20 protein-coding genes are annotated in these 21,343 nt (G+C 36.0%); 8 read left to right on the top strand and 12 right to left on the bottom strand.

Annotation, left to right across the window (positions count from 1 at the left end):
* Positions 1-81 precede the first annotated feature (81 nt).
* Together aceA and aceB are read right to left on the bottom strand one after the other, a co-directional pair.
* A complete protein-coding gene (gene aceA / locus C8N46_RS04160) occupies positions 82-1,359 on the bottom strand; it encodes an isocitrate lyase (RefSeq protein WP_108113625.1) in 1,278 nt (425 codons plus the stop codon).
* Positions 1,360-1,665: 306 nt separating this feature from the next.
* Positions 1,666-3,264 (bottom strand): malate synthase A, encoded by a 1,599-nt coding sequence (aceB, locus tag C8N46_RS04150; RefSeq protein WP_108113623.1) that lies wholly within the window; start codon positions 3,262-3,264, stop codon positions 1,666-1,668.
* A gap of 116 nt (positions 3,265-3,380) precedes the next feature.
* Here aceB and C8N46_RS04145 point away from each other — a divergent pair, with 116 nt between their 5' ends.
* Complete coding sequence (locus tag C8N46_RS04145; RefSeq protein ID WP_108113622.1) at positions 3,381-4,856, top strand: helix-turn-helix domain-containing protein; 1,476 nt, start codon at positions 3,381-3,383, stop codon at positions 4,854-4,856.
* A 95-nt stretch (positions 4,857-4,951) separates the two neighbouring features.
* Here C8N46_RS04145 and C8N46_RS04140 read toward each other — a convergent pair whose 3' ends face one another.
* Complete coding sequence (locus tag C8N46_RS04140; protein ID WP_108113621.1) at positions 4,952-5,461, bottom strand: hypothetical protein; 510 nt, start codon at positions 5,459-5,461, stop codon at positions 4,952-4,954.
* On the bottom strand, positions 5,442-6,359 hold the full coding sequence (locus C8N46_RS04135; protein WP_108113620.1) for a V-type ATP synthase subunit I domain-containing protein: 918 nt from the start codon (positions 6,357-6,359) through the stop codon (positions 5,442-5,444). Before C8N46_RS04135 ends, C8N46_RS04140 begins: the two co-directional genes overlap by 20 nt.
* A 166-nt stretch (positions 6,360-6,525) precedes the next feature.
* Here C8N46_RS04135 and rlmD point away from each other — a divergent pair, with 166 nt between their 5' ends.
* The 4 genes from rlmD to C8N46_RS04115 are packed head-to-tail and all read left to right on the top strand — an operon-like array spanning position 6,526 to position 9,545.
* A complete protein-coding gene (rlmD, locus tag C8N46_RS04130) occupies positions 6,526-7,938 on the top strand; it encodes a 23S rRNA (uracil(1939)-C(5))-methyltransferase RlmD (protein ID WP_108113619.1) in 1,413 nt (470 codons plus the stop codon).
* Positions 7,939-7,956: 18 nt separating this feature from the next.
* Complete coding sequence (locus C8N46_RS04125) at positions 7,957-8,538, top strand: DUF6452 family protein (protein WP_108113618.1); 582 nt, start codon at positions 7,957-7,959, stop codon at positions 8,536-8,538.
* Positions 8,519-9,259: a DUF6048 family protein gene (locus tag C8N46_RS04120; protein ID WP_108113617.1), complete on the top strand. Its 741-nt coding sequence runs from the start codon at positions 8,519-8,521 to the stop codon at positions 9,257-9,259. Before C8N46_RS04125 ends, C8N46_RS04120 begins: the two co-directional genes overlap by 20 nt.
* A gap of 43 nt (positions 9,260-9,302) precedes the next feature.
* On the top strand, positions 9,303-9,545 hold the full coding sequence (locus C8N46_RS04115; RefSeq protein ID WP_108113616.1) for a hypothetical protein: 243 nt from the start codon (positions 9,303-9,305) through the stop codon (positions 9,543-9,545).
* 323 nt (positions 9,546-9,868) lie between these two features.
* Here the strand turns inward: C8N46_RS04115 and C8N46_RS04105 are convergent, their stop codons facing one another.
* The 4 genes from C8N46_RS04105 to C8N46_RS04090 all read right to left on the bottom strand — a co-directional run bounded on the left by C8N46_RS04105 (position 9,869) and on the right by C8N46_RS04090 (position 12,716).
* A complete protein-coding gene (locus tag C8N46_RS04105; RefSeq protein WP_108113615.1) occupies positions 9,869-10,102 on the bottom strand; it encodes a hypothetical protein in 234 nt (77 codons plus the stop codon).
* A 12-nt stretch (positions 10,103-10,114) separates the two neighbouring features.
* Positions 10,115-11,278 (bottom strand): THUMP domain-containing class I SAM-dependent RNA methyltransferase, encoded by a 1,164-nt coding sequence (locus C8N46_RS04100; protein ID WP_108113614.1) that lies wholly within the window; start codon positions 11,276-11,278, stop codon positions 10,115-10,117.
* Positions 11,279-11,413: 135 nt separating this feature from the next.
* Positions 11,414-12,283: a M48 family metalloprotease gene (locus tag C8N46_RS04095; protein WP_146169724.1), complete on the bottom strand. Its 870-nt coding sequence runs from the start codon at positions 12,281-12,283 to the stop codon at positions 11,414-11,416.
* Positions 12,284-12,356: 73 nt separating this feature from the next.
* A complete protein-coding gene (locus C8N46_RS04090; protein ID WP_108113612.1) occupies positions 12,357-12,716 on the bottom strand; it encodes a hypothetical protein in 360 nt (119 codons plus the stop codon).
* A gap of 376 nt (positions 12,717-13,092) precedes the next feature.
* Here C8N46_RS04090 and C8N46_RS04085 point away from each other — a divergent pair, with 376 nt between their 5' ends.
* The 3 genes from C8N46_RS04085 (at position 13,093) to C8N46_RS04075 (ending at position 15,013) form a co-directional block, all read left to right on the top strand.
* A complete protein-coding gene (locus C8N46_RS04085; protein ID WP_108113611.1) occupies positions 13,093-13,824 on the top strand; it encodes a class I SAM-dependent methyltransferase in 732 nt (243 codons plus the stop codon).
* A complete protein-coding gene (locus C8N46_RS04080; RefSeq protein ID WP_108113610.1) occupies positions 13,821-14,492 on the top strand; it encodes a ZIP family metal transporter in 672 nt (223 codons plus the stop codon). Before C8N46_RS04085 ends, C8N46_RS04080 begins: the two co-directional genes overlap by 4 nt.
* A 92-nt stretch (positions 14,493-14,584) precedes the next feature.
* Positions 14,585-15,013, top strand: coding sequence for a DUF4268 domain-containing protein (locus C8N46_RS04075; RefSeq protein ID WP_108113609.1), 429 nt, complete (start codon positions 14,585-14,587; stop codon positions 15,011-15,013).
* A gap of 68 nt (positions 15,014-15,081) precedes the next feature.
* Here the strand turns inward: C8N46_RS04075 and C8N46_RS04070 are convergent, their stop codons facing one another.
* From C8N46_RS04070 to C8N46_RS04055, 4 genes are all read right to left on the bottom strand, one after another.
* A complete protein-coding gene (locus C8N46_RS04070; RefSeq protein ID WP_108113608.1) occupies positions 15,082-16,599 on the bottom strand; it encodes a serine hydrolase in 1,518 nt (505 codons plus the stop codon).
* A gap of 137 nt (positions 16,600-16,736) precedes the next feature.
* Positions 16,737-17,177: a LexA family protein gene (locus tag C8N46_RS04065; RefSeq protein ID WP_108113607.1), complete on the bottom strand. Its 441-nt coding sequence runs from the start codon at positions 17,175-17,177 to the stop codon at positions 16,737-16,739.
* Positions 17,178-17,187: 10 nt separating this feature from the next.
* Positions 17,188-18,453 (bottom strand): Y-family DNA polymerase, encoded by a 1,266-nt coding sequence (locus C8N46_RS04060; RefSeq protein ID WP_108113606.1) that lies wholly within the window; start codon positions 18,451-18,453, stop codon positions 17,188-17,190.
* Positions 18,454-18,591: 138 nt separating this feature from the next.
* Positions 18,592-21,087, bottom strand: a complete 2,496-nt coding sequence (locus C8N46_RS04055; protein ID WP_108113605.1) for a zinc-dependent metalloprotease — start codon at positions 21,085-21,087, stop codon at positions 18,592-18,594.
* Positions 21,088-21,343: the final 256 nt, after the last annotated feature.

The raw sequence follows: 21,343 nt of genomic DNA, 5'->3' as shown, positions 1-21,343 counted from the left end.
ATCGTAAAAATTAGTGATTTTGATGTTCGAAATTTGAGATTCCCACTTTCGTGGGAATTTTTAATTCAGCTAAAAGTTGAATTAAAACTGCGCAACTTCCGTACTATCTTTCATTGCGACTGTACTCGAAGCACCTGCTGTGACGGTATTTTGAACGGCATCAAAATAAGTGGTTCCCACAAAACCTTGATGTTTTACTGCGTTGAATCCTTCTTTTTGCAAGGCGAATTCACGTTCTTGTAATTCTGAATACCCTGCCATTCCGCGTTCTTTATAAGCTTTCGATAGTTCAAACATGCTGGTGTTTAACGCATGGAAACCTGCCAACGTGATGAACTGAAATTTATAACCCATCGCGGCGAGTTCTTCTCTAAAGGTTTCCATTTCTGCTACGCTTAACTTTGCTGCCCAATTGAACGATGGCGAACAGTTATACGCCAGCATTTTGTCTGGATATTGTGCGTGAATCGCTTCTGCAAATTCTCTCGCATAGTCCAAATCAGGATTGGAAGTTTCCATCCAAATTAAATCTGCATACGGTGCGTAACTCAATCCGCGTGCAATTCCTTGTTGGATGCCATTGTTGACATGAAAGAAACCTTCATTCGTACGTTCGCCTGTGATAAATTGATGATCTCTTTCATCAATATCGCTCGTAAGCAAGTTTGCAGCATCCGCATCTGTTCGTGCAATGATTAAGGTTGGAACGCCCATGACATCCGTTGCCAAACGCGCTGCGACTAGTTTATTAATCGCTTCTTGGGTTGGCACTAAGACTTTTCCACCTAAGTGACCGCATTTTTTAGCCGAACTCAATTGGTCTTCAAAGTGAACGCCTGCTGCTCCTGCATCAATCATCGATTTCATCAATTCGAACGCATTCAAATTGCCGCCAAAACCCGCTTCGGCATCTGCTACAATTGGCACTAAATAGTCTAATTTTTTTTCAGAACCATTCACACACTGAATTTGATCGCGACGCAATAAGGCATTGTTGATTCTTTTCACGACTTGCGGAACGCTGTTCGCAGGATATAACGATTGGTCAGGATACATTTCGCCTGCCAAATTTGCATCCGCAGCTACTTGCCATCCGCTGAGATAAATCGCTTCCAAGCCCGCTTCTACTTCTTGTACTGCTTGATTCCCCGTCAAAGCCCCCAAACCAGCCACAAAATCCTGATTGTTTAGCTTATTCCATAATTTTTCAGCACCCAAACGCGCAATACTGTATTCCAATTTGTACGAACCTTGTAATTTCACCACTTCTTCGGCAGTGTATGGTCGCTCCACGCCTTTCCAACGTGGATTTGTGGTCCAATCTGTAATTAATGCTTGAATTCTGTCTTGAGTTTTCATAAATTTGTTGTAAGATTATTAAAATTGATAATTGAATCCTGTTGATTGTTGCCGCAATCGCAGGATTTTTTTATTTACACTGAGCTTGTCGAAGTGTTGTTTGTTGTTTGTTATTCGTCGATTTGTCTTGGCTCTTGGCTCTTGGCTCTTGGCTCTTGGTTCTTGGTTCTTGGTTCTTGGTTCTTGGTTCTTGGTTCTTGGTTCTTGGTTCTTGGTTCTTGGTTCTTGGTTCTTGGTTCTTGGTTCTTGGTTCTTGGTTCTTGGTTCTTGGTTCTTGGTTTTCGCAAACTTAAGTTTGCTTTCTTTTTAAATATGCAAATACGCAGGAAGCGTTAAAAATTCTTCAAATTCGTCTGCGGTGACTAGCTTTTTGAAGAGTGAAATTGCTAGTTCAAATTTGGTATTTGGCATGTTTTCTGAGCCAATTTCCGTGATGATTTTTTCTACTTCATCATCAAAAATGTCACTGAACAAGTCGTTATCAAAGGTGCGTCTGTCTTCGAGCATCACTTCGTTTTTTAACCACTGCCATACTTGCGTACGAGATATTTCCGCCGTAGCGGCATCTTCCATCAAATTGTAAAGAGCTACCGCACCATAACCGCGCAACCATGCTTCTATGTATAGGATTCCGACATTGATATTTTTACGAATTCCAGCTTCCGTCACTGTTCCTTTTGGAATTTCTACCAAGTCTTTTTCCGTAATTTGGATATCGTTTCGCGATACGTGTAATTGATTTGCGGTTGGCATGTATTTGTTGAATTCGTTCATCGCTACTTCCACCAAGGCAGGATGCGCTACCCATGTGCCGTCATGTCCATTTTTTACTTCGCGTTCTTTGTCTTTTCGAACTTTTTCCAACGCAGCATCGTTGGCGTGTTTGTTATTTTTGATAGGAATTTGAGCCGCCATTCCGCCAATTGCCAAAATTCCACGTTTGTGACAACGCTGAATAACCAATTTGGAATACGCGTCCATAAACGGCGTAGTCATGGTTACTTGATCTCTGTTTGGCACGACAAAATTTGGGTGATTTCTAAATTTTTTGATGTAGGAGAAAATGTAATCCCAACGTCCGCAGTTGAGTCCGACAATGTGTTCTTTGAGTTCAAAAATGATTTCGTCCAATTGAAAACTCGCCGTAATCGTTTCTATCAAAACCGTTGCTTTGAACGTCCCGACAGGAACTTTGAGATAGTTTTCTGCAAAAGTAAATACCTCATTCCACCAACGCGCTTCTAAGTAATGTTCGAGTTTTGGCAGATAAAAATACGGTGCCGTATTATTTTCCAGCATGATTTTCGTGTTGTGAAATACATACAAGCCAAAATCGACCAAACTTCCAGACGCTTCTTCGTCATTCACTAACAAATGGCGTTCGTTTAAATGCAAACCTCTCGGACGCACTAATAACACAGCGGTTTCGTCATTCAATTGATAGGATTTATTACGTTTGGCATCGTGAAGCGAAATGGTTTTTTGGTTGACATCTTTTAAATTTTGTTGCCCTTCCATCGTATTTTTCCAACTTGGCGCGTTGCTGTCTTCTAAGTCTGCCATAAATGTTTTTGCGCCCGAATTCAATGCATTGATAATCATTTTTCGGTCTACGGGACCTGTAATTTCTATGCGTCTGTCTTGCAAATCGTGTGGAATTTCGTTTGCTTTCCACGCGCCTTCTCTAATGTCTTTGGTTTCTCTTGGAAATTCGGGAAACTTTCCTTCATCAAAAATTGCTTGTTGTTTTTTTCGCCTTTTTAGTAAAGCGATTCTTTTTGAATTGAATTCTTCGTGTAATGAAGTAATGAATTGCAAGGCTTCATCCGTTAAGATTTCTGAATAGTAGTTTTTCACTTCGTTAGCGAACTGAATTTTAGACTGTTGTAATACGATTTCTTCCATGACTGATAATTTTATGCAACAATATTAAAACTTTTTTTTGAATATAGCGAACGTTCGCTAAATTATTTTTATTCGCTAAAAATTTAATATTCGCATTTTGTGTTATATTTGCTGTTATGGAAGAAGAATACATCAAGCTGATTTTTGGGTTAAAGTTGAAGCAGATTCGTACCGAGAAAAACTTATCGCTGTTCGGATTGTCGAAACTTACAGGTTTGTCAAAATCGTATTTGAACGAAATTGAGAAAGGAAAGAAATTCCCGAAAACGGATAAGATTGTAATTCTTGCTGAAAAGCTGGAAGTTCCGTACGATCAGTTGGTTTCGTTAAAATTAGATAAGAATTTAGCACCTGTCGGCGAGATTTTACAATCTAAAATATTAAAAGAAATTCCACTCGAATTGTTTGGTATTCAAGAAAGTACACTGATTGACATTGTTGCCAATGCGCCTGTAAAAGTCAACGCGTTTATCAGTACCATCATTGAAATTGCACAGCATTACAGTTTTAGTCGCGAGAGTTTTTATTTGGCGTCTGTGCGTTCATTTCAAGAGGCAAATAATAATTATTTTGACGATTTGGAACAGCAAGTATTGGCGTTTTCACGAACCTATCAAGTGGATTTGACACAAAAGATTTCTTCCCAAGAATTGGAAGATATTTTGATAGAAGAGTTTGGTTATACCATTAATAGCGAAGAGTTGACCAAACATCAAGAGTTGGGAAATTTGCGCTCTATTTTTGTACCAAAAACAAAAACCTTGTTGCTTGCCAATCAGATTGACGATGCGCAACGCACGTTTATTTACGCAAAAGAATTGGCGTATCATTTTTTAGACATTCAAGATAGATTATACACCTTTTCTTGGATAAAGTTTGATAATTTTGACCAAGTTTTGAATAATTTTTACGCCTCCTATTTTGCGGGTGCCTTGATGATTCCGCGCGCTACTTTAACCACACAATTGAAAGTGTTGTTTGAGAAAGAAACCTTTCAAAAAGACGCTTTTTTACAATTGATGCATCGTTTTAATGCTTCCCCAGAATCATTTTACCAACGTTTGACCAATATTTTACCAAAAGATTTTAACATTCAGAATTTGTTCTTTTTACGCTTTACACACAAAGCCAATTCTGAGAAATTTCATTTGACCAAAGAGTTGCATTTATCACATCAACATTCGCCACACGCCAATGAAACCAATGAACATTATTGTCGCCGTTGGGTTTCGTTAAATGTTTTGGAAACGATTTCAAAAAGTGACGAAACACATGTGTTCGATTTACAAATTTCACATTACCCAGAAGACGACATGCAGTATTTAGTGCTTTCTTCTGCTACCAAAGATCCGTTTAAAGACAATCAATACCGCAGCATTAGTGTTGGTTTGTTGCTCAACAAGCAATTACAAAAGAAGGTTTCCTTTTTAGGAGATCCCAATATCAAAACTAGAGAAGTTGGTGTCACCTGCGAGCGTTGTTCCATTGCCGATTGTGAAGTTCGGAAAGCAGCGCCAATCGTCTTACAAAAGCAACAACGTGATGCCAAAACTGCGGCGGTTGTTCAGGAGTTGGTTGGGAAGTTTGGGTGATTTTTGGCTGTTAGGTGTTGGGTTTTAGGTTTTGGGTGTTTGCTTTTTTAACTTTAAATGTTGAGTGTTGAATGCTGGATTTTGTTTTTAAAAAACTATTCTCCTACGTCAATCAACAAAAAGAGAACAAACAAACTTCTTATTGTACTAACTGACATTAAAAAAATTATTGACACTAATAGGTTAAATATAAATCCGTTCGATAAATTATTAGATATCATCCAAATTACATAAGATACAACAAAACAAATAACTAATTCAAGAATCGCAATTCTAAATACTTTAACTATAGTTTTAAACGTTCCTACTGAAAAAAATAATTCTAAAGGGGTTTCTGCTTGTTCTGGAGACTTACTTTTTATATTAGAACGTATTGCTACTATTATGGTTAAGGAAGCTAAAATAAAGCCCGCTAAAGATATAGAAGCGCCGATTATATTGTTTATCAAATCTAAATTGGTCTTTTTATCATTTTGTTGAAAGTCTATTATTGAGAAATTAGAATTTAAAAACCATAATATACATATTACAATAACATCAATGATGAAAGCATACCTAAGATAGTTATCTACATATTTTTTTATTTTATTTATAATTAAGCTCATCTAACTCTCTTGTCATTTTTTCAAACATATCAGTAGAAACCAATGTTCGATATTTAGGTTTTCTTTCAACTTTAATAACACTATTTACTTTTTCAATCAATAAATCAAAATTTTCTAATAAATTATTCTTTTCTTCATCCTCTACCTTCATTGATAGTTTATTAAACAAATACTTATCTTTTCTATTTTTAATGAATCCATTAATTAAATTAATAACTGAATTTTCTATTTGCGGTGTTTCTGATCTTTGTTTATAATTAAATTTCAAGATAATTGTAGCATAATCACTATCAAAGTTATCTATAGAAGCATCCAAAGCTTGCCAAATTTTATTATCAAGCTTTTTAATCTTAGGTACATTATCCTTATGTACTTTTACTATAAATTCGGAGAAACGATTAATTCTTTTTTTTAGTTTATCTAAATCATCTTTAACTATAGGAGAAAAACTAACATTTTCTAAAATACCCTTATATATACCTATTCTTTGAATATAATTTACCATATCGGTGATTTTTGAACCGTAATGATTATACTCAAGTCCTAAAATAATTTTATCCTTTCTGTAATCAATGATGAAATGAGTAGTTTCGACTAATCCTTCTTCTTCTTTTGCATCTATGCCCTTTGTTTCATCAGTAGTTGTATTCATTAGCTCAGGCAAAAGATCTTTTCTTACACATCTCATTTTCGCTTTGAGCAGTTTTTCATTGTTCTCAATACCTTGAATAAATACAAATTTATCACCAAATCTTTGATATCTTATTTTTGCCCTAGTTTTTGATAAACTTGTTATTGTGTCAAAGAGATTTTGAAAATTATTTTCTTCCAAAAACTTAAAATCCAATTGATAATAATTAATTACTCTCTTAACTTTAATTATTTTTTTTGCTGCCATAAATTATTCTACGTAATAAATTTACTCAAAATTAGAACAATCTCTGTTTAAAATATTACGGTTTCCCGTAGTTGCAGTAAATCACAATATCGAAACTTTTCACACTTTTTTAAATATTGCGCCTTTAAATTAGCTGTATATTTATCGCTATTGTTATTTTTGCCGCATGGGAAGAAAGAATCGTAAGAAATTGTTTGAACAAGTGCCAGTTGTCGATACTGCCACGAAAGGAAAAACGGTTGCCAAAACGGAAGACGGCGCCGTGATTTTTCTGCCAAATGCCGTTCCTGGTGATGTGGTCGATATTCAAACGTTTAAGAAGCGACGCGCGTATTATGAAGGGAAAGCAGTAAAGTTTCACTCGCTTTCTGACAAGCGTACCGAGCCTGTTTGCGAACATTTTGGCACGTGTGGCGGTTGCAAATGGCAACACATGGCGTACGAACATCAATTGTTTTATAAGCAGAAAGAAGTGTTGAATAATTTGACACGCATCGGGAAAGTGGAATTGCCTGAATTGACGCCGATTTTGGGAAGCGCCAATGAATATTTTTACCGCAATAAAATGGAGTTTTCATTTTCTGACAGTCGCTGGTTGACACAGGAAGAAGTTGATTCACAAGAAGATTTGGGCAATAGAAATGCACTCGGATTCCATATTCCAGGCATGTGGGACAAGATTTTAGATCTTAACAAATGTCACTTACAAGCCGATCCTTCCAACGCCATTCGCAATGCGATTAAAGAGTTTGCTACCGAAAATAATCTGCCTTTTTTTAATACGCGAAATCAAACAGGATTGTTGCGCACGTTGATGATTCGTACGGCTTCTACAGGTGAAGTCATGGTGTTGCTACAATTCTATAAAGAAAACAAAGAACAACGCGAATTGCTTTTAAATTACGTCAAAGACACCTTTCCAGAAATTACAGCGTTGTTGTATGTGATTAACGGAAAAGGCAATGATACGATTTACGATCAAGAAGTGATTTGTTATCACGGACGCGACCATATTTTTGAGGAAATGGAAGGTTTACAGTTTAAAATTAACGCGAAATCCTTCTACCAAACCAATTCTGAACAAGCGTATGAATTGTATAAAATCACGCGTGATTTTGCAGGATTGACAGGTGACGAATTGGTGTACGATTTATATACAGGCACAGGAACCATTGCGCAATTTGTTTCCAAAAAAGCGAAAAAAGTGATTGGTGTAGAATCGGTTCCAGAAGCAATTGAAGCTGCGAAGGAAAATGCAACATTCAACAATATCACAAATACCGAGTTTTTTGTTGGCGATATGAAAAAGGTGTTTAATGCTGATTTTATCAATACGCACGGAATACCCGATGTTATTATTACCGATCCGCCGCGTGATGGCATGCATGCCGATGTCGTACAACAAATTTTAAACATCGCTCCAAAAAAAGTGGTATATGTAAGTTGCAACAGCGCAACACAAGCGCGCGATTTGGCGCTGATGGACGCCATGTACAAAGTAACCAAAGTACAAGCCGTAGATATGTTTCCGCAAACGCATCATATTGAAAATGTAGTACTTTTGGAAAAGAGAAGTTAACGAAGAAGTAAAAAATAGATGAAAAAATTATCCTTTATAGGAATTCTTGGAATGCTCATGACGCTCATATTTTTGTCGTTTTCATGCGAGAAAGATGATATTTGTGTGGAAGGAACGATTACGACGCCTTTGTTGGTGATTGAGTTTTTTGATGCTGAAGTTTTTAATGCTACGGGCGAAGATGTATTGAAAAACACGTCCGATTTGTGGGTAGAAGCTGTAGATCCGAATACGGAAGTTATCAATGGTGTTGAAGTGATTGTCGATCCGATTCAGGGAACTCCGCAAGCAGTAAATACCGTTTCTATTCCACTTCGTACCATGGAAGATGTTACTGAATATCGTTTTATTAAAGATTATGCGTTGGATGATGATGGAATTCAGCTCGGGAATGAGGATATTATTACGTTTAATTATTCCCGCGAAGAAATTTTTCTTTCCCGCGCCTGCGGATATGTTACCAATTTCGAACTCAGTGGATTTGATGGTGCTGATGTAACTTTTGATGGTGATAACTGGATTGATCCAAGTTTGGGAATTCGAATTGCAGAAACTATTGTTCAAAATGAAACCGTTACACATGTTAAAATATATCACTAGTCTTTTCGCTATTTTAATTTGTAGTGGAAGTTTTGCTCAAAATACGGAAACGTTGACTGCAAATGATACACTTCCAACAATGCAAACATTTCCATTACGCGTTGGTATTGACCTCAGCAAACCAATTCGAATGGCGTTGGAGAACGATTATCAAGGTTTTGAAATTGCGGCAGATTTCCGCTTAACGGAGAAGTTTTACATCGCAACAGAGTTTGGAAACGAAAAGAAAACCGTAGACGAAACACAGCTCAATTTTACCACAGAAGGAAGTTTTGTCAAATTAGGATTTGATTTTAATGCCTACGAAAACTGGTTTGGAATGCAAAACGCTATTATTGTTGGAATGCGTTATGGATATAGCACGCACAAACAAACTTTGAACAGTTATAAAATTTATCAAACCAATCAGCATACGGAAGGTGAAAGTATTTTAACACAAGAACCTGGCACTGAATTTTCAAGTTTAAACGGTCATTGGATTGAAGTCATAGCAGGAATTAAAGTAGAAACTTTTGACAATGTGTATATGGGATTCACTGTGCGATTGAATCGTTTGCTAACGACCAAAGAACCAGGAAACTTTCAAAATTTATTCATTCCAGGATTTAACAAAGTTACGACTGATAATAACGTCGGCGCAGGTTTTAATTATACCATTAGCTATTCCATTCCTATTTATAAAAAGGCGAAGCGGAAAAAAGCGAAGAAAGACGAAGAATAAAATATATATTTAAATTCCGTACATTTGAGTAAAGTATTCAAAAATGGATATACAAACTAGGAAAATTAAGTTTTTACAAGAATTTTTAAAAGTTCAAAGTGAGGAAGTCATTGCTCAGTTAGAAGACATCCTTGAGATTAGTTATGAATACTCTGATAGTGAAGATTTTACTCCTATGTCCGTTGAAGAATTTAATGAAAGAATTGACACTTCAATGAAAGATTCTGAAAATGGTAATTTAACAGAAAGTAGTGATTTAAAATCTATCATTGATTCGTGGAAATAACTGTTTACTGGACCAATTTTTCCAAACAAGAACTTCAAAAAATCTTTGACTATTATTGAGAAAAAGCTGGTTATAAAATTGCAAAGAAGCTAGTTGATGGAATTTTTAGTGAATCTTTAAAACTTGCAAATCATACTGAAATTGGACAAACTGAAGATTTATTGAAGGATAGAGTTCAACATTTTAGGTATCTAATCTTCAAAAACTACAAAATTATTTATTGGTTTAATAAAGAAAAAAACTGGATTGAAATCGTTGACGTTTTTGATACTAGACAAAATCCTCCAAAAATTTCAAGAAATACTTCTAAAACGAACTAAACATTACAACTCCTTAATATCCTTACTAAAAATCGTTTTCATAATTAGTTTTTCTTCTCCTTTGTCTTGTACCACAAAGAATTTTGGTGCAAAAATACTAGCAATAACAGCCGAAATGACTGCCAACCACAAGCCATCTGTCTTGATGATATAGCCTAAAATTAAATAACGTAACACTAAAAAAAGCGATACAAAACATATAAAGTTATAGAGGATTGATTTTGTTTTGAGTGACATTTCTTCTAAGTTTTAGTTAGTATCTTGATATTTTGCTTTTTTACTTCCTGCATACATTTCATACTTTACCAAACGTGATTCTAGCTTTCCATTGAATACTTTTATTTTTCGCGATGGTCGCAAACCTACAAATTTCAACGCTTCTAAGTTAGACGTGATAAACCATGCATTCGTATTTAGATAGCCTTGTTTCAACGTATTGCCGATGTCCGCATAAAATTGTTCCATTTCAATATGCAAACGTTCTCCATACGGCGGATTGAACAATATGTGCAACTTCTCGTCGCCTTCTTTTTGGGTTTCGAAGAAATCCGCGCGACGAATTTGTATGTAATCACTCAAATTGGCGTTTTTCACATTGTCTTTTGCTTTTTGAACTGCCGAAGGCGCTTTGTCGTAGCCGTAAATATTGTGGTGAAACTCTCGGATTTTATTTAAACAGGATTCTTCAATTTTTTCGAATAAATCCACATCCCAATCTTGCCATTTTTCAAAACCAAATTCTGTTCGGTTGATGTTTGGCGGAATATTACAGGCAATCATTGCCGCTTCAATAGCAATTGTTCCACTTCCACACATAGGGTCGAGCAAATCACATTGTCCGTCCCAACCCGATAGCATTACCAAACCTGCCGCCAATACTTCATTAATCGGCGCAATATTGGTTGCCGTTTTGTAACCACGTTTGTGCAACGAACCGCCCGAACTGTCTAACGAAATCGTACAATCATTGTTTTGAATATGCACGTGAATTCGCAAGGTTGGAAATTTTAAATCTACATTAGGGCGTTTGCCTTCGGTATTTCGAAACTTATCGGCAATAGCATCTTTCGTTTTTAAAGCAATAAATTGTGAATGCGTAAACTGTTCCGAAGCTACGGTTGCATCAATCGCGAAGGTATCGCTGTGCGTTAAATACTTGTCCCAATGCATCTTATACACTTGGTCGTACAAGTCTTTCTCATTACGAATTTTAAAATATTGAATAGGTTTTAGAATTTTAATAGCCGTTCGTAGACATAAATTGGCTTTGTACATAAAGCCTTTATCGCCTCTAAAACTAACGTTGCGCGTTCCTTTTCGGATGTCTTGCGCGCCCAGTCGTTTTAGTTCGTCCTCTAATAAATCTTCAAAACCGTGCAAGGTTTTGGCAACCATTTTAAAATTCTGTTCCATGGAGTTTTCTATTCTTGGTACAAAGGTAGTGATTTGGTTGTTTTTTGTGGTTTGTTCTTTGTCTTTTGTTGTTAGTTATTCCCAAACTAAACTCGTAAATTTATAAACCAATCAACTTCATTTAAAAAACCAACACTATATTCGTACTTTCTTTGTATGTCCATTTGGGTGTAATCTATGAACACAGCGTTGTACATCGCCGTTTGGATGCGCTCTGTGTGTGCATTTGTACAAATCACCATTGGGATGGCACGGTACAATTCTGCCATAATAAGTGCAACGATGCTGACATTGATATACATCGCCATTAGGATGTGCGGGGTGAGTGCAATTGGTCAAATCACCATTAGGATGCGCTGCGTGATTGCAAGGAGTCGTTACATATTTATATTGCGCTTGACTAGTCGTAGTACTCGTGCTACTGCCTTTTACTGAACGATAGCCTCTAAGTACGAGTTTCGCTCTTTGTTTTCCTGACGAATGCGTATGGTCATTGTCGTTTTTCGGTAAATTATACAAGTAATTATATACCGTATTGATATCATAATTGTAGGTTGCTAAAAACTTTCCAGCATACACATCTGCTTCGTCTTCAGTTTGTGTGGCAGAGGTTCGGATTTTCCAAGTAGAACCATAAGGATTGTACACATTAGCCTGATGTCCCAAGGCTTGATGTCCCCATTCGTGGGCAAATACAAAGGCTAAAATGTGTTTGTTTTTATTGATGGTAGAGTAATCTAAAATAATCAATCCGCCTCTATGGGCTTGTCCCCATTGAAAGGTTTGACTGAAAATAATAGGATAATCCATGCCTGTATATCGCTTTAATTGCTTGTAGATGTTGTATGCTTTTGGATAATTGTAAGCATAGTAGATTTTTCCGCCATACGCATCGCGCCATTCGTTGATCATATATTGTTGCTGGCTGGAAAGGTTGTATTGTGCAACTATGTTTTGACTCATACACAACAATAGTACTACTAAGAAAAGCTGTTTTACTTTCATGGAATTTAATTTTGAGGAATCACTATTTTGTTTTTTACCGAAGTGCTATTTTAAATGTAACTATTTTCTTTTTTTACTCTAGTTTCTTTAGAGCATATATCAAATCAAGTACACGATACACACTTTTTTTACTGTCAAAAAAGAAACTTAATGAAGAATTCGGGTTTTCGTATCTAACAAACTGAAGCATGTGAATAGGATCGCTGGCAGTACCCGCAAATTCATAGGTGAGTTTGGTTGTGTTTAAGTCATAACGCTGCCCAAAGTCAAGTATTTTTTCTTCTGTGTTATAATAAATTTCAGCATTTTTTAATTGAGTACTTATGCAATGTTCTTTTAATACGCTTTGTAACTCAAGTATAATTTCATCTTTAGATTGTGCATGAATGTTTAGCGTAATTAGCGAAATAATGGTAACTAAGATTAATTTCATAAGTAATAAGTTTATGTGAATTTTTTAATGACAATGCCTGTATTATATTGTTTTTATAATTCTCGGCTTTCAATATCGTTTTCAATAAGCATACCGAACTACACAAATATAAAAAAATTTGTGTGTTGTCAATTTTACAATACTTAATGGGCTTTTATAAGAAACATGAATGACTTTATAATGTTTTTAGAAAAGGTTACAAAATTTATACCTAAAATGAGAAAAGTTCAACATAGCCAATACGCTAGATATAATACAACTCATTACGCATATCAATTCGCTGTAAACAGTACATCTACAATTCCTAATTATTTCACTATCAGCTATGACTGTATAAGTTCAAAATACGTTATTTTTGCACTTTAGTTACAAAACTATGCAAACAGAAAATACAACTTGGTACGCGTCGTGGTTTGATACGCCGTATTATCATATTTTATATAAAGACAGAGGTTATGACGAGGCGGAATCTTTTATGAAGCATTTGGTAGAGTTTTTAAATGTACCCGAAAATGCAACCATTTTAGATTTGGCATGTGGAAAAGGCAGACATTCTGTGTTTTTAAACAAAATGGGGTACAATGTTACAGGTGTCGATTTATCAGAAAATAGCATCGCGTATGCGTCTCAATTTGCCAATGATACACTGCGATTTGAAGTACATGATATGTGCAAACCCTACCCAAAACAGTTTGATGCAGTGTTTAATTTGTTTACCAGTTTTGGCTATTTTGAACACGAATCAGACAATCTACGCACGCTAAAATCTATCAAAGCAGAACTGAATGAACACGGTTTTGGTGTGATTGATTTTTTAAATGCGGAATACGTCATCGATAATTTGGTCGAAAATGAAGTCAAAGAAGTTGACGGAATTATTTTTCGCCTGCATCGCTATGTAGAAGACGGTTTTATCTACAAAGACATTCGTTTTGAAGCCGATGGAGAAGCACATCATTACACCGAAAAAGTGAAAGCGTTGACCTTAGAAGATTTTGAATTGTATTTTAGAGCGGCTGATATTGATTTATTAGCTATTTTTGGAGACTATAGTCTAGGAAAGTTTGATGCGAAGACTTCCACAAGACTCATTATGATTTTCAAATGATGCATTACCTATTACCCATCTTGGCAGTAGTGCTAGGATTTATGTTTGTCACTGTTTTTAAGCTGCGCCAAAAGCAACACATGAAGTTATTGCTGGCGTTTAGTGGTGCTTTTTTATTAGCCATTACCGTTTTTAATTTGCTCCCCAACGTATTTAGTGCTTATAAAGACACGTATGGTATTTTTGTAATGGCGGGAATTTTGTTGCAAATTTTCCTAGAATTCTTTTCCAAAGGCGCCGAACACGGACATGTTCATATTCATAAAAATAGAACATCCTTTCCGTGGTTGCTCTTTTTAAGTTTGAGTGTTCACGCTGTTTTAGAAGGATTTCCGATGCATCACCACGAACATTTGGTGTGGGGAATTGTAGTGCATAAAATTCCAATAGCAATTATTTTAACGACGTTTTTTTACCAGTCTAAAATGTCGAAAACGGCTATTTTGACATTCCTAATACTATTCGCATTTATGACGCCGCTGGGAAGCTTTTTATCTGAGCAATTAACGTTTTTAGAAGCGTATCAAAACGAAATGACCGCTTTGGTGATTGGAATCTTTTTGCATATTTCCACGACGATTTTGTTTGAAAGTTCAGAAGGTCATAAGTTCAATTTGACCAAATTATTGGTGATTATCAGCGCAACAGTGATTGCATATTTTATATAAATTTTGAGAAGATTTCGCATCGAGTGCGGAATAAAAAGTGTTTAATGAGAGATTCCGTGTAAAGCGCGGAAGGAAAAAATCATATTTTTTTCATGTTTAGCAAAGCAGAATCACGAAAATTACGACAAGAGTTTTGGACTTCGTTCGGGAAATCATTCCCACGAAAGTGGATTTTATACAATACCAAGATTCGCGATTTTTCGTTTAAGTTTTATTTCGATAAGAAAAAAGCTATGGTGTCGCTCGATATTGAAGATACGAATCTCGAAAATCGCATTAAATATTGGGATAAAATGCTCTCGCTAAAAGCAATTTTTTTGGATGAATTTCTCCCAGAAGCCATTTTTGATGAAGCTTACATTTTAGACAATGGCAAAGAAATCTCCAGAATCTACCTAGAAAAACAGAACGTTTCCATTCACAATAAAAATACTTGGCAGGAAACAATGGTATTTTTAAACGAAACCATGCAACAGTTTGAAGCGTTTTATTATGAGTATGAAGATTTTATCAAGGCGTAATTGGATTAATTAGACTTGCTAGACTTGTTAGATTGTTAGACTTTTTAGAGGCTTTAGATGTTTGCTTACTACTTATTTTTTAACGCTGCCAAAGCTGCTTTTCCTTTCTCATAATTTGGATTAATCGCAAGAGTTTGCTCGTAACATTCCACGGCTTTTAAGGTGTCTTTTTGATGCAAATATGCATTTCCTAACAAACGCCAAGCATAGGTTGACTTTTTATTCAATGTTAAGTAATAGGTCAATATGTCTTGTGTTTCTTTCCAGTAGTTTCCATTTTCTAAAACAGCTCCTGTTGTTAAAATATCATCATTGTTGACAAAATATATATCTGTCGTGTCTTTTTGCATGCGTTCCCAAGTTTCTTTGGCTTTATCAATTCCATGTTTTTTGTAGGCTTCTGTAAATTTATATCGTGCTGAAAGATTGTAGTTTTTAGGAACGCTATCAAATAGTACTTCTGACGCTGCATTGATGATTCTTCCTGTTCTTGAAAAATCTCTATTCGCCATTACAATGATAGAGATTTCCTCATTAGGATACACGTACATTATTGATTCAAAACCTGTATCAGCGCCCGTATGCATAATGATAGGACGTTCTAAATACGATTGTAAAAACCAACTTAGTCCAATATGGTCGCCCCAAGGTGTCTTATAATATGGCGTAGTGAGAAGCTTAAAGTGATTTTTGTCAAAAATAGTTTTACCATTATATGTGCCTTTTCCGGCATGTAACATTCCCCAAGTACACATGTCTAGCAATGTAGTTTGCAATCCTGAACTTGGATAGTAATTTGGAGCGTACGGATAAGGTGACCATTCCTGTGTTTGCAAACCATAAGAATAAGGTTTAGCCCAAGTTGCAGGCAAACTATCTTTGGGTTTAATATAGGTACTTTGATGCATGCCTGCGGGTTGCAAAATATGTGTTGTTATGTAATCTTCAAAAGATACTCCGCTTACATTTTCTATGACAATTCCTAAAATATCAAAAGCCGAATTGCTGTAGCTGAATGCAGTATTTGGAGTAAAGTCCAATTCAAAATTTTTGACATACTGTAAATTGGCTTGTAAAGGTTTTGGATGTTCCCAATCATTTGCACTTACATGTCGCGGAATGCCTGAGGTATGATTTAGTACATGTTTGATGGTAATATCTTTATAAGCTTCCCCTTTCATCTTAAAGTCAGGAATGTGCGCTATGAGTTTGTCATCTAAATTGAGTTTTCCTTGCTGAACCAGCTTCACAATAGCAGCTGCTGTAAATGGTTTGGAAACAGATGCTATATGAAAAACGGTGTTAAAGTCTGCCTTATGATTTGCTTCAATATTGGCATATCCAAAAGTATGTGCGTAGATAATTTGGTCGCCTTTAGTTATTCCGATTGCCAAACCTGCATTATTGTCAGATAGGTTTCTTAATTTTTCAAGATAAGGTGTTAAAATACTATCTAATTTTTGTCCATCTGCGCCTTCAACAATTTTAGTAACAGCTGTAGTTTTTTTTACGTCTTCTTCTTTTTGATTGGATTGACAAGCGGTACACATCGCCATTAGAATGAAAATACAACGGAAAGTTTTCATATTGATAATAAGTGTTGAATTTTTAAAAATACAAAACTCTTTTTTTACGTATCTACTTCATTTTGTATGATTTTGTGAGTAGACTTGTTAGTAAATTTTCAAATTATCACATTTTCAAATCTTCAAATTGGAAATTCTTACACTTTTTTAATAACATACGTCACAATTCCCCAAATGAGTAATTGTTTGTCTTCTGTGATTTTTATAGGTTTGTATTTGTCATTGGCAGGCATTAAATAGACACATTCTTGAGTAATTTTTAAGCGTTTTACGGTAAATTCACCATCTACATAACATACCGCGATTTTCCCGTCTGCTGGCGGAATGCTTTTATCGATTACCAACAAATCATCATGATCCAATCCTGCGCCAATCATAGATTCGCCACTCACACGCGCATAATAGGTACTGCGTTCATCTTTGACCAATTCTTCATCCAAACTGATACGCTTGTTTCTAAAATCGTCCGCTGGCGATGGAAATCCCGCAGAAATTCCGTCTTCTACAAACTCTAGTTGTATGGTTCCTTTGATAGACTTGTAAAACGTTAACAATTTTTCTTCTTGAGGCTTCTTCATGTTTTTCGCATTAAATCGTATCGCAGTTCAATTTGATAATATCGCTAAACTTTGTGGTGTATTCGGGAGATAAATACGCTTGTCGCATCTTCCAAGTCCGCTGTAAATCTTGATTTGCCAATTTTATCTTTTGTCGTCCGTATTTTTCATTCAAATTGTCCATTGCCAGCATCAACTTTTTATGCTTTGGATTTTCATTTTGAAATAAATCCAGTTGCAACGCGTCCGTTTTGATAAGTCCTGTTAAGACAACACCCGCTTTTTTGTATTGAATGCCAGGTTTGAAAATATCGTCCAATGCTTTTAAAGCGTATTTATTGATGACAAACGTGGAATTTGTCGCATATGGCAACGTGACTACTCGTTTTGCTCTAAAATACGAATCACTGCGTTTGTTGCGATCACTTTTTAAGTAAATCATCACGATATTACATGAGCAATTTTGTTGTCGCAACTTTTCTGCACAACGCGATGCAAAGGTCACAATACGCTCTTTCATGTTTTCACGGTCAGAAAAGGTAAATTCAAAGCTTCTCGTTGTTGCGATGGCTTTTTTGTGTTGTAATTCATCTTCTAACAAAATCGTAGGTTCACCTTCCAAATCTTTTTTTAAGCGTAAGCCTACAATAGACATGTTTCGTTTTACCCAATCGTCGGATAGTTGTGTAAATTCAAAAGCTGTTTGTACTTGTTTTAGTTGTAATCGTTTTGCATTTCCGTGACCAATTCCCCAAATAGCACTTGCAGGCAACCATTTGAGCATTTTGATGCGTTTTTGTTCAGAATCAATCACATGAACACCGTTGGTTTTTTCAGGAAACTTTTTGGCGATATTATTTGCCGCTTTGGAAAGTGCTTTTGTCGGCGCAATACCAATACTCACAGGAATTCCCGTGCATTGATATATATAGTTTTTCATATGTTCCCCAACTGTTTGGTAATCGTCCGATTTTGGCAACTTTACAAAAGCTTCGTCAATACTATATACTTCAACTTCTGGCGAAAAATCTTCGAGTAATTTCATCACGCGTTCGCTCATATCACCGTATAACGAATAATTGGACGAGCGAATTTGAATGTTTTTTTCAGCAATGATTTCTTTGTACTTAAATAACGGCGCGCCCATAGGAATTCCGAGCGCTTTGGCTTCTTTGCTACGCGAAATAACACAGCCATCGTTGTTAGACAAAATTGCCAGCGGCTTGTCTATCAGACTCGGGTCAAACGCTCTTTCGCAAGAAGCGTAAAAGCTGTTACAGTCAATAATTGCATACATATTTTTAGGGGAAATTTTATAGTATAAAAATAATGATTTGCAAGCTTTCTTTTAAAGTCGAATTTTAAATTTCCTGTCTTTGCAGTAAAAAAAAAGCAGCCCGAAGACTGCTTTTATAAGTGTATGTGAGAAAATATATTATTTCGGATCTAAAATCGCATCAATACGCTCAATAGCGTCTCTTAAATGTATTTTACTCATAGCATCGCTTGTACGTCCAATTGCATTTTGAATATTTCTTTTTAACGTATTCAATTCAGCTCTCACAACCGCACGCAAGTCTGATTGACTTGTGTTTAACGGTGTAAATTTCACATAAGAACTGCTACGTCTTGGATTGCTAGTGCTTTCAGCAGTCATCAAGTACGCCAATCTATCAATATGTGCTCTTTGTAGGTTACGGCGATACATATCAATCGTTTTTCCTGAACGCAATTCTGTCCAAATTCCGTTACGTAAATCGCGCATTAAATCGAGAATATCATATGCTTCGTTTCCGTTTAGCGCTTCATTTTCCATGACACGCGCCAATCTTCCTAAGCTTAAAATTCTGTTCAACGTACGAACTTGCATTCCTCTGATACGTTCTACAACTCCAGAATATTGTATTTTATTAAAAATTTCTTGATCTAACAACCATTCTGGCGTAGCAAATAATTGCTCATTGATAAACTTTGTAGCTCTTTGTTGATGGTCTTTTGGCACATGCGTATACACGGCGCCTTCTTGATCATACGTCTTGTAATACTCGTAAACACCTCCAATATTGGAAGAAACATGTCCCATATAACGGTTAAATTGCCCTAAAGCTTGACCATACATTTCTTCTAAATCATCATAATTTTTACCATCTTCAGCAGTCCACTTGATTAAGTTTGGAAGAATTCTTTTTAAGTTCTTGATTCCGTAATCACTTGCTTTCATAGCATCGTCACCTAAATCCTCTGTTTGAGAACTTGGATCTACAACGTCACCTGCTTGTTGATGTCCGAAACGATATAATGGATCTCCTGCTTTTTCAAGAATCCAACTGTCTAAGGTTTTCTTTTCGTCTTTTCCTGTTTTTGCATCTAAAATTGGACGATATCCCCAATTAATAGCATATTTATCATACGGCCCAATATTTGGCATCAAAGCAACACCTTCGTCTCCTGGCTGCGCTACATAATTGAAACGCGCGTAGTCCATAATTGATGGTGCCGTTCCGTATTTTTTAGTGAATTCTGCATCACGCAATTTCTCTACAGGATATGCAACACTACTTCCCATATTGTGTGGCAATCCTAAGGTATGACCAACTTCGTGCGCAGATACGAAACGAATTAAACGTCCCATCACTTCATTTTTAAACTCTACAGATTGTGCCTCAGGATTGATAGCCGCTGTTTGAATAAAGAACCAATTACGCAACAAGCTCATTACGTTATGATACCAATTGATATCACTCTCTAAAATTTCACCACTTCGCGGGTCACTTACGTGCGGACCGTTTGCATTTGGAATAGGTGAAGCCAAATAACGCACTACAGAATAACGTACATCTTCCGGACTCCAATCTGGGTCTTCTTCAACTGTTGGAGGATCTTTCGCGATAATTGCCTCTTTGAATCCAGCAGCTTCAAAAGCAACTTGCCAATCTTCGATTCCTTGCTTGATGTAAGGTTTCCACTCTTCTGGAGTCGCTCTATCTACGTAATAAACAATCTGTTTTTTAGGAACTACGAGTTCTCCTCTTTTGAATTTTTCAATGTCTTCATCGCGCACTTCCAATCGCCAACGATCTAAAAATGTTACACGTTTACTTTTTTGTGCTTTCAATCCGTAATCAACTTGACTACTCGTAAACCAACCGACACGCTCGTCAAAATAACGTCTTTTCATTGGCTCTTTAGGAAGTAAAATCATGGAATTGCTCATTTCTACAGAAATAGAACCTACACTTCCATTTGATGGTGGTGAACCTGCGTTATATGTTTTAACGTGTCTAGCTTCAATATTAAGAGGATAACTCTTTAACTTTTCAATATATGACCTAGAATCATCTAAACGTGAAATTTTATACTGTCCTCTTCTAAACTGTGGAACCCCCAATGCTTTCACGTCTTTTGTAAACAGAGGTGTCACATCAATCACCGTATTGAGTGAATCTTTGCTAAAAGCTTTAATTGGAAACGCATACAAAATTGGTTCAAAATTAGAATTTACAACAGCTTCATGCACTGGAAGTGAATCTGCTGCAACAACACTATGAGAAACAACTCTCAAAAGCACTTGTTTTTTATTTTTTTCCCAACGAAGCACTTGCGTATTTTGTTTTCCGCCTCCAAAACCAAGTCCTGAAGCAGTTTTTGCAATTCTAGTCACCATCAACATCTCTCTATTAAAGAGTGTATCTGGAATTTCATAATAATATTTGTCACTTACTTCGTGAACTGTAAATAAACCTTCATCACTTTTTGCATCTTTCGTGATGACTTTGCTATACGGTTGAATTCCTCCTTTTTTAGGTGTTTTTTTAGGCTTAGCTGATGCGGTAGCTGCTTTTTTACTTGCAGAAGCTTTCTTTGCTGTGGAACAAGAAGTCACAGAAATTAACAACATCCCTAGAAGAAATAGTGGTATTTTTCTTAACATAGTCTGATTAATTGATTAGAAACGTGAAATTAACAATTAGACAAGATTAATGAGTCATTCACGACAGACTTTAAGATATCTTTAACTAGAATTTATGATTTTTAGAGATAATTCAAAAGGAAGTGCTATTATATTTTGAAAAATCAAATCACTATGAGCAGATTTCAGGTATAAAAAAAGTCCTTACTTTAAAAAGTAAGGACTTAATTAAAAAAGGCGGCGACATACTCTCCCACATTGCTGCAGTACCATCTGC

This window comes from Kordia periserrulae (assembly GCF_003054265.1).
In the GTDB taxonomy this organism is placed as follows: domain Bacteria; phylum Bacteroidota; class Bacteroidia; order Flavobacteriales; family Flavobacteriaceae; genus Kordia; species Kordia periserrulae.
The sequence above is the reverse complement of the archived record's forward strand: the minus strand, read 5'-3'. Positions and strand labels throughout refer to the sequence as shown.

Coding starts and splice junctions, on each gene's coding strand:
- aceA (WP_108113625.1), bottom strand. CDS start 1,359: ATGAAAACTCAAGACAGAATTCAAGCATTAATTACAGATTGGACCACA.
- aceB (WP_108113623.1), bottom strand. CDS start 3,264: ATGGAAGAAATCGTATTACAACAGTCTAAAATTCAGTTCGCTAACGAA.
- C8N46_RS04145 (WP_108113622.1), top strand. CDS start 3,381: ATGGAAGAAGAATACATCAAGCTGATTTTTGGGTTAAAGTTGAAGCAG.
- C8N46_RS04140 (WP_108113621.1), bottom strand. CDS start 5,461: ATGAGCTTAATTATAAATAAAATAAAAAAATATGTAGATAACTATCTT.
- C8N46_RS04135 (WP_108113620.1), bottom strand. CDS start 6,359: ATGGCAGCAAAAAAAATAATTAAAGTTAAGAGAGTAATTAATTATTAT.
- rlmD (WP_108113619.1), top strand. CDS start 6,526: ATGGGAAGAAAGAATCGTAAGAAATTGTTTGAACAAGTGCCAGTTGTC.
- C8N46_RS04125 (WP_108113618.1), top strand. CDS start 7,957: ATGAAAAAATTATCCTTTATAGGAATTCTTGGAATGCTCATGACGCTC.
- C8N46_RS04120 (WP_108113617.1), top strand. CDS start 8,519: ATGTTAAAATATATCACTAGTCTTTTCGCTATTTTAATTTGTAGTGGA.
- C8N46_RS04115 (WP_108113616.1), top strand. CDS start 9,303: ATGGATATACAAACTAGGAAAATTAAGTTTTTACAAGAATTTTTAAAA.
- C8N46_RS04105 (WP_108113615.1), bottom strand. CDS start 10,102: ATGTCACTCAAAACAAAATCAATCCTCTATAACTTTATATGTTTTGTA.
- C8N46_RS04100 (WP_108113614.1), bottom strand. CDS start 11,278: ATGGAACAGAATTTTAAAATGGTTGCCAAAACCTTGCACGGTTTTGAA.
- C8N46_RS04095 (WP_146169724.1), bottom strand. CDS start 12,283: ATGAAAGTAAAACAGCTTTTCTTAGTAGTACTATTGTTGTGTATGAGT.
- C8N46_RS04090 (WP_108113612.1), bottom strand. CDS start 12,716: ATGAAATTAATCTTAGTTACCATTATTTCGCTAATTACGCTAAACATT.
- C8N46_RS04085 (WP_108113611.1), top strand. CDS start 13,093: ATGCAAACAGAAAATACAACTTGGTACGCGTCGTGGTTTGATACGCCG.
- C8N46_RS04080 (WP_108113610.1), top strand. CDS start 13,821: ATGATGCATTACCTATTACCCATCTTGGCAGTAGTGCTAGGATTTATG.
- C8N46_RS04075 (WP_108113609.1), top strand. CDS start 14,585: ATGTTTAGCAAAGCAGAATCACGAAAATTACGACAAGAGTTTTGGACT.
- C8N46_RS04070 (WP_108113608.1), bottom strand. CDS start 16,599: ATGAAAACTTTCCGTTGTATTTTCATTCTAATGGCGATGTGTACCGCT.
- C8N46_RS04065 (WP_108113607.1), bottom strand. CDS start 17,177: ATGAAGAAGCCTCAAGAAGAAAAATTGTTAACGTTTTACAAGTCTATC.
- C8N46_RS04060 (WP_108113606.1), bottom strand. CDS start 18,453: ATGTATGCAATTATTGACTGTAACAGCTTTTACGCTTCTTGCGAAAGA.
- C8N46_RS04055 (WP_108113605.1), bottom strand. CDS start 21,087: ATGTTAAGAAAAATACCACTATTTCTTCTAGGGATGTTGTTAATTTCT.